We start from the raw sequence: 12,685 nt of genomic DNA, 5'->3' as shown, positions 1-12,685 counted from the left end.
GGTAGTGGCGTGAGCATGTTGACGACTACAGGACATCGACTTCCCGGCGCTCCTGGCCGGTTGGTCACCGAAACCGCGGTGTGGGGCGCCCTCATCGTCCTTGCCGCGATCAGCTACGTCGTAGCCGGCACCAGCGGGTTCTTCACGACCGTCAGCGGTCGCGCGTTCACGACGCTCGCCGACACCCTCGGCGCCGGCGAGTTCGACAATCAGGCCGGCAGCCTGTCCCTGCTCATCGTCTTCGTCCTCGCCTGTGCGGGTCTCTTCATCCCGTCGAAGGTCTTTGCCGGTCGGGGGCCGGCCGTGCGCAAACGGGCCCTGAGCATCTCCGCCGTCGTCGAGGCGGCCCTCCTCATCGTCCTCAGCCTCGCCCCGAGCGCGTGGCTGACCTGGGTGACCGGTCTCGTCCTCGGTGCTGTCATCGGCCTCCTCATGAGCCTCACCCCCTTCACGAACGAGAAGCCGTGGCGCCGGGTCGGCGTTCCCGCCACCGTCCTCCTCTTCCTCGCCTGCTCCTTCCAGATCATGGGCGGGGCGGTGGCCGGAACGAGTGCGCTGGGCTGGATGAGCCTGCTCGTCGGCATCGCCATGGTCATCGGCGCCGTGATGATCTACCTCACGCCCGAACGCGCACTGCACGCGGAATCGTCGACGACCGGGTCGTTCCCGGTCGCGAAGGCGCGGGTCGCCAGGCCCCCGGCGAGCATCGAGAAGCCGTGGGTCCCGATCGCCCTCTTCGGCGTCCTCGGTGCGACCTTCATCCTCGCCGAACCCACCGCCGTCGAACACGAGTTCGGTCAGGCCGGGTACGCGCTCATGCTCGTCGTCGCCCTCCTCGGATGGGCCATCGGCTTCGAGATGGGGCCGACGTTCGCGCCGGGCATGTCCCGCCCGCGCGTCTCGGCGTTCGCGCTCACGGTCTCCGGTGTCCTCCTCATCGCCACGGGCGCCATCGACGAACTCTCCGGCAAGGTCGTGCTCGCCGGCGTCGTCGCGTTCCTCGTCGGCATCGGCGTGCGCTCCCAGGTCTACGTCTTCTCCCGCCGCATCGGCGCTGTCGGCGGTGCCCTCATCGCCCTCCTCATCAACGCCGCCGACATCACCGTGGCCCCGATCAGCACCGACGCGATCTTCACCCTGCCGCCGGCCGATGTCGCGTTCGTCGTCATCGGGTTCGCCGCGCTCGTCGCCGGCATCATCGGCCTCTGCATCTTCGACCCGCACGGCATGCAGGGACTCTCGGTCGACATCGTCCACGGCTTCCGCCCGCCCAGCCAGTCCGAGGACGCGAACAAGGACGGCGTCGGCGCCCTCGCCGACCGCTTCGGCCCCGGGTTCTTCATCGCCATCGAAGGCGGCGACGGATCGGGCAAGAGCACGCAGATCACCCGACTCTCCCGTGAACTCGCCGACGAGGGCTACAGCGTCGAGGCGACCCGGGAACCCGGCGGCACCGAACTCGGGCGAAAGATCCGCTCGGTGCTCTTCGACGCCGAACCGCCGAGCGCCCGCACCGAAGCCCTCCTCTTCGCCGCCGACCGCGCCCACCATGTGGCCTCGCTCGTCGATCCCGGCCTCGAGGCAGGAAGCATCGTCATCACCGACCGCTACATCGACTCGACCGTCGCCTACCAGGCGGCCGGCCGCGAGTTCGACCCGAAGACGATCCTCGCGCTCAGCCGCTGGGCCACTGAAGGACTCATCCCGCACCTGACGATCGTCCTCGACATCGACCCCGAGGTCGCCGCCGCCCGGATGAGCGCCCGCGGGGAGTCGAACTACCTCGACCAGGAGAACCAGCAGTTCCATCAGCGGGTCCGTCAGACCTACCTCAACCGCGCCCAGAAGGACCCCGAGCGCTATGTCGTCCTCGACGCGTCCGTGACCCAGGAGGAGCTGGCAGGGCAGATCCTCGCAGCCGTGCATGCGCGCCTGCCGCACACCCTGAGGAAGGGCTCCGTCGCCGAGGCGGTCCCCGGTTCCGCGACCGACGCCGAGTCGGCGACGCCGGCCGTCGGAGGCGCGGCGCCCGCCGCAACACCCAGGCCGCAGAGCGACGGGCCGGACAGCGCTGAGACCACGACGCCCTCACCCGCCGGTGGCGCGGACGACGATTCGCCCAGCCGCGATGAGGCTGGCCGGGGGACCGGCGAGCGCGTGCTGCCTGCGACGCAGGCCGCCCCGTTAGTGCCCGAGGACTCGCCGACCGTCGGACAGTCGACCCGCACCGCCGAGGGCGACGCGGCAGACGATGCGTCTGCGGCAACGGCCTCGGAGGAGCGACCGTCACGTGAGTCCGCCGACGGTCCGCGGGCGCGTTTCGTCCCCGTCAGCGAGGTCGGATCACCGACCGATGATGACGATAGCGTTCCCACCGACAAGGTCGACCTCGGTGCCGACCTGCGTGAGGATGCCGACGAGACGACTGCCGACCGGAGCGAGCCGTTCCTCGGTCGCAGCACCGAGGACCGGGGCAGCACAGACGACGAGACCAAAACCAACGATGACGCGCGGACACCGGAGTCGGCAAGCGATGGTCCCGACGCAGAGGATGGCGATGAGGGACCGCTCGTCACCGACGGTGAGGCAGAGACCCGAGTGCACTCGGTGACCGAAGCCGCCCACGTCGTCGGCGATGACGACGCCGTCGAGATCGAGCAGCGCACGAGCAGCGCAGCGACGCCGGATGAGCGAGAGGAAGCCGAGACCACGGTGCTCTCGGCAGGCACGTTCCGGCCGCAGGCACCGGTGACCGACGAGGACGATCCCGATGAGGCGCCGACGACGATCATCGAGACCTCGGCGACTGAGGAGTCGAACGGCTCCGACGAAGCGGCCACGACTGTGCTTCCGGCCCGCAGCGCCCGGCAGATGAGCCGCGAACGCCTCCAGGCACAGGCTGAGATCGAACGGCAGGCCCGGGAGCGTGTGCGCCAGCAGCGGGAGCGCAACCGCAACCGCTTCAACGGTCCCGGAGGGTCCCGGTGAGCGTCTTCGACGAACTCGTCGGACAGGACGACGTCGTTCGCCAACTCGAGTACGCGCTTCATTCGCCGGCGGCGATGACGCATGCGTGGCTCTTCACCGGTCCGCCCGGCTCCGGTCGGTCGAACGCGGCCAGAGCGTTTGCGGCCGCGCTCATCTCCGGCGGTGAGGCGCCCAATGATGTCACGGCCAGGGTGATGTCCGGCCACCACGAGTCGCTGACGATCATGTCGACGCAGAAGTCGGTCATCGCCATCGACGAGGTGCGCGAACTCGTCGGCAAGGCCCAGACCGCACCGGTCAACTCCCCGTGGCGCGTCGTCATCATCGAAGACGCCGACCGGATGACCGAGCGCACCGCGAACGTCCTCCTCAAGGCGATCGAGGAACCCCCGCCGGCGACCGTGTGGCTGCTCTGCGCCCCGAGCCCCATCGACGTCCTCACGACCATCCGATCGCGGTGCCGTCCCGTGCGCCTGCGCATTCCCTCACGTGAGGCCGTGGCGAGCCTGCTCATCGACCGCGACCATGTCGATCCCGAGCGGGCGCGCTGGGCCGCGGCCGTCGCCCAGAACCACATCGGTCGGGCGAAGTACATGGCGCTGAGCGACTTCGCGGCCGACGAGCGGAGGAAGATCCTCGCGATTCCGGGCAAACTCACCTCGGTGGGGGCGACGATCCGGCTGGCCGGGCGCATCGTCGACGAAGCCGCGGAGACGGCGAAGGCCCGGGTCGAGGAGCGCAATGCGAAGGAGCGCAGCGACCTCATGGAGACCCTCGGCATCGCCGGGGAGAAGACCGTTCCGCCGTCGGCGCGAGCGCAGATCCGCAAGCTCGAGGAGGAGCAGAAGCGGCGGTCGGTGCGGGCCCGCAATGACGAACTCGACCGGATCTTCCTCGAGCTCATGAGTCTCTACCGCGACATCCTCATGTACCAGCTGGGCATGCGGGACGGGTGGATCAATGCCGGCGAGGACGAACTCATCACCGAACAGGGCAACCGGGACACTGCGGACACCACCTTGCTGCGCATCGATGCGATCGCCGAGGCGCGGCGGCGTCTGGCCACGAACATGTCACCGGTGCTCATCGTCGAATCGGCGTTCGTGCTGCTGTCGAATCCCTGGCTGCTCACCGACCGCGACGGTGCCGCCTGAGTCTTGCCCGTCCTCTGCACGAATGGAGCCGGACTCGGAGCGGCGGATGCCGTGAACAGTCTGCTGTGGTCAGTCCTCGTCGAGGAGTTCGCCGACGAGGGCAGCGGTGAGTTCGACGCGGCGGGGGATCCACACCTGCAGGGCGTGTTCGGTGCGTGCGTGGGAGCCGCCGCCGACGGTGCCGAGACCGTCGAGGGTCGGTGTCCCGACTCCGGCGGTGAAGTTGCCGTCCGAGCCGCCGCCGACGGCCACCGACCGCAGCGGCGGGTGGCCGAGGTGCGAGGCGAGGCGCTGCGCGCGGGCGTAGAGGCCGAGTGCCATCTCCTCTTCGAGCGGACCCCGGTTGATCCCGCCCTTGAGATCGAGTCGGGCACCGGCGACGGTGGGGGTGAGCGCCCGCAGTTCGGCGTCGATGCGCTCCTGTTCGGCGACGGTTGCGGCACGGGAGTCGATGCCGACGACCGCCTCGGCGGGGACGGTGTTCGTCGTCGAGCCGCTGCGCATGACGGTGGGCACGACGGAGGTCCCGACTGTCGGGGCGTGGAGGGCGGCGATCGACACGACCTGGTTGGCGATCTCGACGGTGGCGTTGATGCCCTTCTCGGGTTCGACTCCGGCGTGCGCGGCGAGACCGGCGACCTCGAGAGAGTAGATCGCCACGCCCTTGCGGGCGATCTTCACCGAGCCGTCCGGGGCGCCGCTTTCGAAGACGAGGGCGGCTTTCGCGCCGCGCGCTTCGTCTTCGATGATCTGCCGTGACCCGGGGGAGCCGAGCTCCTCATCGGAGGTGATGAGCACGCTCACGCCGTCGAGGCTGCCGCGTTCGGAGCGGAGTCGGGCCATGGCGTAGAGGGCGATGAGGATTCCGCCCTTCATGTCATCGGCACCGGGCCCGCGGACGACCCCGTCGGCCACGGAGAAGGGGAAGGACTCGATCGTGCCGGTCGGCCAGACGGTGTCGTGGTGGCCGATGAGGACGACCTCGCGCTCTCCGGAGCCGAAGCGCCACAGCAGGTGCGGATGGCCGTCGGTCTCGATGACGTGCGGCGCGGCTCCGAGGAGGCCGGTGCCGATGCGGGAGATGAGCTGGGCGCTGCGGGCCAGCGCCGCGGGGTCATGGGAGAACGATTCGCACTCGATGAGCGCTTGGAAGTCGCTCATGAACTCTGTCGAATCGAACTCTCTCACGTAATCGGCCTCTCAGTTTCGCAGTCGGTATCACCCAAGGTTAGCGGGTCGGTTGAGTGTGACACGTGTCGCACCCGTTCTCACCAGCAGATGGAGGTCGTGGGAGAGTCGCGGATCACCGTCGTCGGGGCGGTTGAAACCGCAGATCAGCGGCATGCACGCGCACGTGTGGGGTGGGTGGTTCCAGGCACCGAGGTGGTCCGTAGTCCGTTTTGACCCGCGGTGCTCGGATTGGCTAGAGTTGGTGCGGTTGCCGCCTTAGCTCAGTCGGCAGAGCGATTCACTCGTAATGAATAGGTCGCGGGTTCGATTCCCGCAGGCGGCTCGGCAACAGGCCGGTTGACCAGCAGACATGCTGAGTCAGCCGGCCTGATTCGTCCCCCAGACCCTGCAACGCGACGGGACCTCACCGCACGTCGACCTTCGTGCTGTGCGCACGGTTAGCTATGTCAAGCGTGCCGATGCCGAGTCACGCGTCGGCGGCGTGCGGGCCGGTGATGACGCACCGGATCGGCGCAGCAATTGACCATGCCGAAGCCACCTGCTTACGGTGAATGACGTGAAGACATGGCCGACGACGGCGAGAGGACACTCCGGCTCCCAACAGGCCCGGCGGACGACGCGCCACGGGCCCGTTTGAACGAAAGGCGCGCAACCGTATGACGTCGAAGACCTGCACCGTGCTGCTCGGTGTCACCACGCTGTGCGCATGGGGGTCTCTCGCGGAGATCGTGAAAGCGCTGCTTCGCCAGCAGCCGATTGTGAACGGCATAGGGGTCCTCATGGTCCTCTCGACGCTCGCCGCCGGAGGTGTCTGGTGGTACTTCCGATCCAGGGGCCTCCGGCCCGAGGTCAAGAGCTTCGTCGGCAGCGTTCCGCAGGGTGCCGCACTGCTGAGCGTTTGCGTTCTCGCGTTCGTGGTTCCAGGCTTCTTCAGTCGTGGTACCGACATCATCGATCTGGTGGTCACCGCGGTCATTGCCGGCGCCGTCGTCTGGCTTGTCCTCCATCTCCTTCGGAGGCGCTACTTCACGCCGCCGGACAGCCCCTCGGACCTCTGACAGTCACCAGCCCGACAGGGTCCAGAGAATCTAGGGGGAGACGGGTATGCGTACGACGGCAACACCAGAGAGCACCGTCATGTCGACCGTACGACGCGACGGAACCTCACCGCACGTCGACCTTCGTGCTGTGCGCACGGTCGTAGAAGCGGGTTCCGACAACGCCAGCCACTGCAGCGACGACCGTCGCGACGGCGAATCCCAGCAGCGTCGGCACGATCTCGGCGAGCAGGGTCGTCGGGCTTCCCAATGACACGAGCATCTCCAGCTGAATCGCCAGGTCGAGATCGCTGACGGGAAGGGTGAGGAGGCGGGGCAGTCCCGAGTTCGCCGCGACGACGATGACCGCAGCCAGGGCAGCAAAGCCACCGAACACTGTGCCGGCCAGGTCGTTGCTCGCGAGCACGATGCTCACGAGCATCGCGGATACCACACCGCTGAAGACGAGGACCGCGACGAAGCGCACCTCCGCATGTCCACCGGCATGCTGGAAGACGAACGTGCCGATACCGGTTGCCGCGATGGCCGCGGCCAGACCGAGCACCACCGAACCGACCGCTCCGATGAGCAGCTTGATCTTCAGCAGAGTCTGCCGGGGGAACGGTCGCTGCGTGCGCATCGTGCGCCACGGACCGACGAGGACGATGCTCAGCCCCGCCGCCCGATTGACGACGAACGACGCCGTCAATGCCAAGGTCAGTGCCGCGAGCGCCGACGCGATGACCACGGACGGCATCCACGCGGACGACGCCCACGCAGGCTCATCACTGACAACATCCTCGGCGACGGGGTTGACCTGGGCGGTCGCCTCAGGCGGGTCCCCAGCCGACGGCATCGCTGCCGCACCGTCAGCGTCCGGGCCGAAGTAGTCGACCGGGTCAGGGCCCGACACCTCGTCGACGGTCGTCGTGAATGGGCGCTCGAACGCCCGCGCGGTCTCATCGGTCGACCGGGCACAGTCGAGGCTGCTGCCGGCAGGATCGCACGTGAGCTCGCCGGCGACGGTGCGGATCTGGTCGGCGACGAACTCATTGGCCTGCCGAACCACCTCGTCCTCGTACTTCGAGACGATGAAGCGGTCCTCGTTGAGGGCCTGCGGTCCGGCGACGATCGTGATCGGATACGTCGGTGCCTCAGCGAGCCGTCCCGCGGAGTAGTCGCGGATGTCCGACAGCACCGTCGGTGTCAGCTGCGCCGGCAGGACCACCGCGAGAACGGACGTCCCGTCCTCGACCTGAGCGCGGGCCCCGGCGGGGGAGAGCACACGCTCCTCGGTTCCGAACTCCTCAACCAGGGCACCCTCCTTGAGGCGCTTGGCATACTCGTCGGAGAACGCGAGGTAGTCGACCATGGCGCTCTGCAGGGCCGGCATCTCTGAGACCGTGTCATCGACCCCGACGGCGACGGAGAAGCTCGGCGGCGATTCGACGCTCACCGCCGCGGACTCGTCCGCCGGAGGCCCGGGCTGACTGCTCGCGGCGATGGAGCGTTCGAGCTGCGCGAGCGCGGGGGCGAGAACCGCCAGCGCAAGGATGAAGACTGCGACGGCGGCGAGCAGAGGCCACAGCAGCAGACGCAGAGGACGACCGGATCCGAGGGCATTCGCCGAGACGAGGACTGAGCGCACGCCTTCATTCTTCCACCCCGGCGTGTGTCAGTCATCACATACAGGCTGGGAGGCTCGTGAGCCTCGGCCGGCCTCAGAGCATCTTGCCCTGCACATTCCACCCCTGGGTCTTGACGAGACTGAGCGCCTTCATCCGGCGGAACCCGACGGCATGACCGGCGAGGAAGTTCGACAGACGCAGCCAGAACCCGTTCTTGTGCCGATCGACCGAGCGGATGTAGGCGTCGACGTCGACGTGCTTGGCCATGTTCTTGCCGGCGAAGAGGGCGATGAGCTTCATCGCGTCCTGCGGGGCGTAGAACGACGCGGTGCGATCAGCCGTGTACTCCTGGGCGCGCGACAGCGTCGGCGAGAGCCGCAGCAGGGCGAGGATCGGCTGGATGCCGTTGCGCCACAGGTTCACGTGACCGCACTTGATGTGCCCGAGCTCGTGGGCCATGATGAAGCGCAGCGCCCCGAAGTCACCGTACATGTACGCGAGATCGACGATGTCGCTGTAGACGACGACATAGCCGCGCTGCAGCTGGCACTTCGATGCGTAGGCGTTCATCATTCCGTTGCCGTTGATGACGTAGATCTGCGGGATCGTCGACATCCGTCCCGTGCCGGCACCGAAGCCCATCTCCACGGCGAGATCGTGGTAGACCCGGTAGAGCTCCGGGAACTGCTCATCCGTGACCTCGACGCCGTTGGAGATCTGCGACCAGAAGAGATAGCGGATGTAGATGAAGCTGACGATCGGCGCGAACAGGCCGATGAGGATGCCGACGGCCCACTCATCGAGGCGCAGGCCCAGGAGCAGGTAGGTGAGCGCGCCGATGGAGACGATCGCAGTGAGCACGATGCCGAGGACGAGCATCGGCATCTCGGCACGGTGGCGGAGCTGACTGACCGAGGGGCCGTAGGCTCTCACCGGGGTGGGAGTCTGGTTGGCTGTCATGGATCTGTGTCCTCTTCGTCGTCGACTCGAGGCGAGCCGGGGGATGGGGATGAGAGCGCCGAGGCGGCAGGGACCACCCGTCAGGCGCCGGGCTCACGGACGGGGCCGTCCGGCCGAAAGCCTGCGAAACACTAACACAGAACACCGCAACCACCATTGCCGATGCGAGGGTGCCTCAGCGCGGTTCCCGACAGCACCGCCTGCCGCGGGTCGTCGACGGGCTCAGTCGGCGTCCTCCCCGAGCAGGTCGACGCCGAGCAGCTCATAGGCCCGACGGTACTTCGCGGCCAGGCGCACGCGCGTCTCATCGTCGAGCGCGGCCTGCCGGGCGGGGTCGGTGTTGTCGGCGAGGTCAGCGGTCTTGACGATGACGGCCAGCCGGTCGGCCCGGACCCTGGCGAAGTAGTCTTCGACGGCCTCGCCGCTGCGCTTCGTCACCGCGTCGACCGCGTCGACCACCTCGGCGGGGAACTCACGACGCAGATCCTCCGCGCTCACCGAGGTGTCCTCGACGACATCGTGGAGCCACGCCGCCGCGATCGCGAACTCGGCATCGGCGGAGTCCAGACCCTGCTCTTCGGCGATGGCGGCGGCGTTGGCTGCGACCCGCCGCGGATGGTCGATGTAGTCCTGGCCCGCCTTGTCGACCTGGCCGGTGTGCGCCTTCCGAGCGATCGCTTCGGCGCGGGTGATGAGATCCTCGGTGCCGTTCATGGTGCCTCCTGACGGGTGCGATCAGCGCCAGCGTTGCCAGGCGGCCTGGCGGCTGACGTCGGCGAGTTCGGCGACGCGGGCCCACGAATTGTGCTCGGCGAGCAGGCGGGCGCTCGTGCCGAGTGCCTCCCCGACTTCGGAGGACAGGGAGATGAGGGCGGTGAACGCCGCAGGGTCGGGGGAGTGGGCGAGACCGTTGATCGCCTCCCGCGCCGAGGCGATGAGCTCGGCCACCGCCTCCACTCCGGGATCGGCATGCGCATCGGCTGCCGTGAACCGGGTGCCGCCTCCGGAGTGCGCGCTGCCGGCCGTCCCCGCGTTGGAGGACGCGGTGCCGGAGTCGCTGAGATCCACCGGTTCGGTGCTGTCGTCGTCGAGTGTCACAACGATCATCTCCTCTGGAGAGTTGAGGCTGCGGGTCCAACTGCGGGAGTGCCAGCGGTATTCGACCTCGCCCCTCAGGGGCCGATAGACGGCAGTGTACAGGGTGCCGAATGCGTTGTCGTAGTCTCCGCTCCAGACTCCCGGTGCGAGCATCGCCTCGGCCATCTCCTCGACTCCGCGCCCGTCCTCGAGTGCCTCGGTGAGCAGCTCCTGACGCTCGACGCTGCGGAACCGGCGAGCGTGGTCGGGGTAGTCCGGGTGCCGTCCCCGATGGTTCGTCGCGACCGGATCCTCGATGATCTCCGGGGCCATTCCCGGCCCGACGTACGCGGTGACGGTCCTGCCGGTCGCATCGACCATCGTGAGGTTGTAGTACATCGACACCGGAACGGTCTCGAGCCGGCGCAGGGCCTCGGGCACATCACCGGCGACCTCGAGGAGGAAACGGACGACGAGCGGCGCGGCGAAGCCGTCCCCGTCGCCGGGCCGTCCGCCGAAGGCGAGGGACACGGCCAGCCCGTCCTCGTTCAACCCGTCGAGCAGACCCCACAGGCAGTCGGAGGTGCCGATTACCCGTCGGGTGCCGTACCGGGTGGAGGCGTGGACCTGTTCGAAGAGTTCGAGGCCGTAGTCGTAGTTGCGCAGCAGCGCCGGTTCGGGAGAGGACATGGCGACCTGGGAGCAGCCGGGCAGGAAGCGCGGCGGGTTCCACAGAGTGAGCATCCGCGCGGCCGTCTCATCGTTGCCGGTGAGTTCGACGAGGCGCTCCCACGTCGGCACGAGCTCGGGCATGTGCTCACGCAGCTTGGCCTCCGCGGTGGCCAGATCGGGTCGAGCCCAGTCGCCCTCACTGAGGTACCAGGCGCGGTAGGCCGGCCACACGGTGTCGAACAGTGCCTGCCAGCGGGTCGAGGGGCGGTCTTCGGTGATTCCGTAGAAAGTGAAAGAAGTCATGTGTCAAGGCTAGGTTGACACTCTGTCGAGTGTCAAGAAAATATTGACAACTCTACGCGAGGTATGGGCGGATTGCGGTGTTCTCCGTGGTCACCGGGCCTGTGGCGGCGTCATTGACCCCGAGGCTGTGTACCCTTGAGGGCAAGCGGCCTGGGCATCATCGGCTCCGGTCGAGGCGAACGGAGAATGACATGTCGCTGCTGGTCCACCTCGTCGTCCTGTGCGGACTGTTCATCATCATGGGCATCCTCACGACCCCGCCGGGCAACCGCGACTGGAAGCGGATCGGCGGGTTCCTCGGCGCCATCGGCCTGGGCCTGGCGATGACCGTCGTCGGGATGGTCATCCTCATCGTCATGCTCGGCCTCTACATCGTCGGCGTCGCACTCATCAACATCGGCCCTGGCCTCTTCCTCGGCGTCATCTCCGTGGCTCTGGCGTCGGGGATCATCATGTTCCTCATCGTCCAGCCGATCTTCAAGCGCACCGGCGTCGGCCTGGAGATCCTCGCGATCACCGAGTACTACATCCAGTGGTTCCTCATCTACGTCACCGTCTACCAGGTGATCTTCGACCAGCTCAACGGACTCGGCCGCGTCGTCAACGAGCGCGACCTCACGCAGGAGCTCAACTCCTACCTCTCCTCGATCCTCGACCCCTCGGCCCTCATCGCGATCCTCCTCCCGGTGCTCCTGTCGATCTGGGTCGCCGTGGCGATCGCGAAGATCCGCCTCGATGCCCCGTTCTCCACCGACGACGACAGTGCGACGGCTGCGGTGTCCGCGTCCTCCGGCGCCGAGGCGGCCGACCGGACCGAGGAGCCCGGCGAGGGTCGAGTCGTGCAGGTCGAGCGCCTGACCGTCACGGAGGACCCCTCCGGCGCCGAGGCGGGGGAGAACGCCGAGATCACCGAACGCAGCGAGCAGGTTGAGGGCAGGGCAGGCGCGGAACGGGCCCCGCGAGCAGCAGAGTCGACCCCGGAAACGCAGAGTCCCGCCGATCCGGAGAGGACCGACGGGACCGGGCGGCACAGGCCGAAGCACTGAGGCGGAAGGCTACTTCTTCTTCGGGGTGAACGACGTCGAGCACGACCACGACGTCTTGCCCTTCTTCGCCGTGACGGTGACCTTGACCTTCTTGCCCGGGGTGGCGCCCGAGATGTAGTAGTCGAGGTTCGCCGCGCCTTTCTTCGAGGCGGTCGCGTTCTTCTTCGTCTTCGTCGTCTTGTAGTGCGCGGTCGTCGTCACCTTCGCCTTCGCCCCGACCTTCGAGACCTTGACCGTCGTCCACGAGTACTGCTTCGGCTTCGAGTTCGACATCGAGACCTTGCACGACTTCGTCGCCGCCTCGGCGGGGGTCGCGTCGAGGGCGATCGGCCCGGCGAGGAGACCGGCAGCGAGAACGAGAGCGAGGCCCGGGCGCAGGCGGGCAGGGGTGATCACGGACATGAGTCTCCTGAGGGATGAGTGCGGGATGAGGCGACTGCTCGGACAGGGCAGTCGCCTCATCATAAGCACTGCGGCTGTTGTCAGACGAGTCCGGAGGCGGGCCGGCACTGAGACCTTCGTCACAGTGCCACGGGTGCCCGGCGACCGCCTCGGCGAGGGGTGAGTCCGGTGTGTTGACCATCACAGCGATGCGGTGTTCAATGGTGACCGTGAGTATTAGTGAACGA

The 12,685-nt window shown here is 67.8% G+C and carries 10 protein-coding genes and 1 tRNA gene; 5 read left to right on the top strand and 6 right to left on the bottom strand.

What is annotated here, in order from left to right; genetic code table 11:
* Window positions 1–15 precede the first annotated feature (15 nt).
* Both tmk and ABD154_RS12620 read left to right on the top strand, forming a co-directional pair.
* Window positions 16–2,988 carry a dTMP kinase gene (tmk, locus tag ABD154_RS12625; RefSeq protein WP_344251453.1) on the top strand — a complete coding sequence of 991 codons (2,973 nt, stop codon included), beginning with the start codon at window positions 16–18 and terminating at the stop codon, window positions 2,986–2,988.
* Window positions 2,985–4,142 (top strand): DNA polymerase III subunit delta', encoded by a 1,158-nt coding sequence (locus tag ABD154_RS12620; protein ID WP_198500678.1) that lies wholly within the window; start codon window positions 2,985–2,987, stop codon window positions 4,140–4,142. Before tmk ends, ABD154_RS12620 begins: the two co-directional genes overlap by 4 nt.
* Before the next feature lie 69 nt (window positions 4,143–4,211).
* Here the strand turns inward: ABD154_RS12620 and ABD154_RS12615 are convergent, their stop codons facing one another.
* Entirely contained in the window at window positions 4,212–5,303 is a 1,092-nt protein-coding gene (locus ABD154_RS12615; RefSeq protein WP_232623851.1) for a M20/M25/M40 family metallo-hydrolase, read from the bottom strand.
* A gap of 279 nt (window positions 5,304–5,582) precedes the next feature.
* Between ABD154_RS12615 and ABD154_RS12610 the strand changes: the two genes are divergently transcribed.
* Both ABD154_RS12610 and ABD154_RS12605 read left to right on the top strand, forming a co-directional pair.
* A tRNA-Thr gene (locus ABD154_RS12610) sits at window positions 5,583–5,655 on the top strand.
* A 334-nt stretch (window positions 5,656–5,989) separates the two neighbouring features.
* Complete coding sequence (locus ABD154_RS12605) at window positions 5,990–6,391, top strand: hypothetical protein (RefSeq protein ID WP_198500680.1); 402 nt, start codon at window positions 5,990–5,992, stop codon at window positions 6,389–6,391.
* Between the two features lie 106 nt (window positions 6,392–6,497).
* Here the strand turns inward: ABD154_RS12605 and ABD154_RS12600 are convergent, their stop codons facing one another.
* From ABD154_RS12600 to ABD154_RS12585, 4 genes are all read right to left on the bottom strand, one after another.
* Entirely contained in the window at window positions 6,498–8,018 is a 1,521-nt protein-coding gene (locus ABD154_RS12600) for a hypothetical protein (RefSeq protein ID WP_198500681.1), read from the bottom strand.
* Window positions 8,019–8,091: 73 nt separating this feature from the next.
* The gene (locus ABD154_RS12595) at window positions 8,092–8,958 is read right to left on the bottom strand and encodes a M48 family metallopeptidase (RefSeq protein ID WP_198500682.1); all 867 of its coding nucleotides are present in this window, start codon (window positions 8,956–8,958) and stop codon (window positions 8,092–8,094) included.
* Between the two features lie 222 nt (window positions 8,959–9,180).
* Window positions 9,181–9,672 carry an HD domain-containing protein gene (locus ABD154_RS12590; protein WP_198500683.1) on the bottom strand — a complete coding sequence of 164 codons (492 nt, stop codon included), beginning with the start codon at window positions 9,670–9,672 and terminating at the stop codon, window positions 9,181–9,183.
* Window positions 9,673–9,693: 21 nt separating this feature from the next.
* Entirely contained in the window at window positions 9,694–11,010 is a 1,317-nt protein-coding gene (locus tag ABD154_RS12585) for a C45 family autoproteolytic acyltransferase/hydrolase (protein ID WP_198500684.1), read from the bottom strand.
* A 191-nt stretch (window positions 11,011–11,201) separates the two neighbouring features.
* Here ABD154_RS12585 and ABD154_RS12580 point away from each other — a divergent pair, with 191 nt between their 5' ends.
* Complete coding sequence (locus tag ABD154_RS12580; RefSeq protein WP_198500685.1) at window positions 11,202–12,056, top strand: SA1002 family membrane protein; 855 nt, start codon at window positions 11,202–11,204, stop codon at window positions 12,054–12,056.
* Window positions 12,057–12,065: 9 nt separating this feature from the next.
* Here the strand turns inward: ABD154_RS12580 and ABD154_RS12575 are convergent, their stop codons facing one another.
* On the bottom strand, window positions 12,066–12,458 hold the full coding sequence (locus ABD154_RS12575; RefSeq protein WP_198500686.1) for a hypothetical protein: 393 nt from the start codon (window positions 12,456–12,458) through the stop codon (window positions 12,066–12,068).
* Between the last annotated feature and the right edge of the window lie 227 nt (window positions 12,459–12,685).

Origin of the sequence: Brevibacterium sanguinis, assembly GCF_039528855.1 — a bacterium.
Taxonomy (GTDB): Bacteria; Actinomycetota; Actinomycetes; order Actinomycetales; family Brevibacteriaceae; genus Brevibacterium; species Brevibacterium sanguinis.
This window is presented reverse-complemented; position numbering and strand designations above follow the sequence as displayed.

Excerpts from the sequence above, each read along its gene's own strand:
- tmk (WP_344251453.1), top strand. The coding sequence starts at position 16 with ATGTTGACGACTACAGGACATCGACTTCCCGGCGCTCCTGGCCGGTTG.
- ABD154_RS12615 (WP_232623851.1), bottom strand. The coding sequence starts at position 5,303 with ATGAGCGACTTCCAAGCGCTCATCGAGTGCGAATCGTTCTCCCATGAC.
- ABD154_RS12605 (WP_198500680.1), top strand. The coding sequence starts at position 5,990 with ATGACGTCGAAGACCTGCACCGTGCTGCTCGGTGTCACCACGCTGTGC.
- ABD154_RS12595 (WP_198500682.1), bottom strand. The coding sequence starts at position 8,958 with ATGACAGCCAACCAGACTCCCACCCCGGTGAGAGCCTACGGCCCCTCG.
- ABD154_RS12590 (WP_198500683.1), bottom strand. The coding sequence starts at position 9,672 with ATGAACGGCACCGAGGATCTCATCACCCGCGCCGAAGCGATCGCTCGG.
- ABD154_RS12585 (WP_198500684.1), bottom strand. The coding sequence starts at position 11,010 with ATGACTTCTTTCACTTTCTACGGAATCACCGAAGACCGCCCCTCGACC.
- ABD154_RS12580 (WP_198500685.1), top strand. The coding sequence starts at position 11,202 with ATGTCGCTGCTGGTCCACCTCGTCGTCCTGTGCGGACTGTTCATCATC.
- ABD154_RS12575 (WP_198500686.1), bottom strand. The coding sequence starts at position 12,458 with ATGTCCGTGATCACCCCTGCCCGCCTGCGCCCGGGCCTCGCTCTCGTT.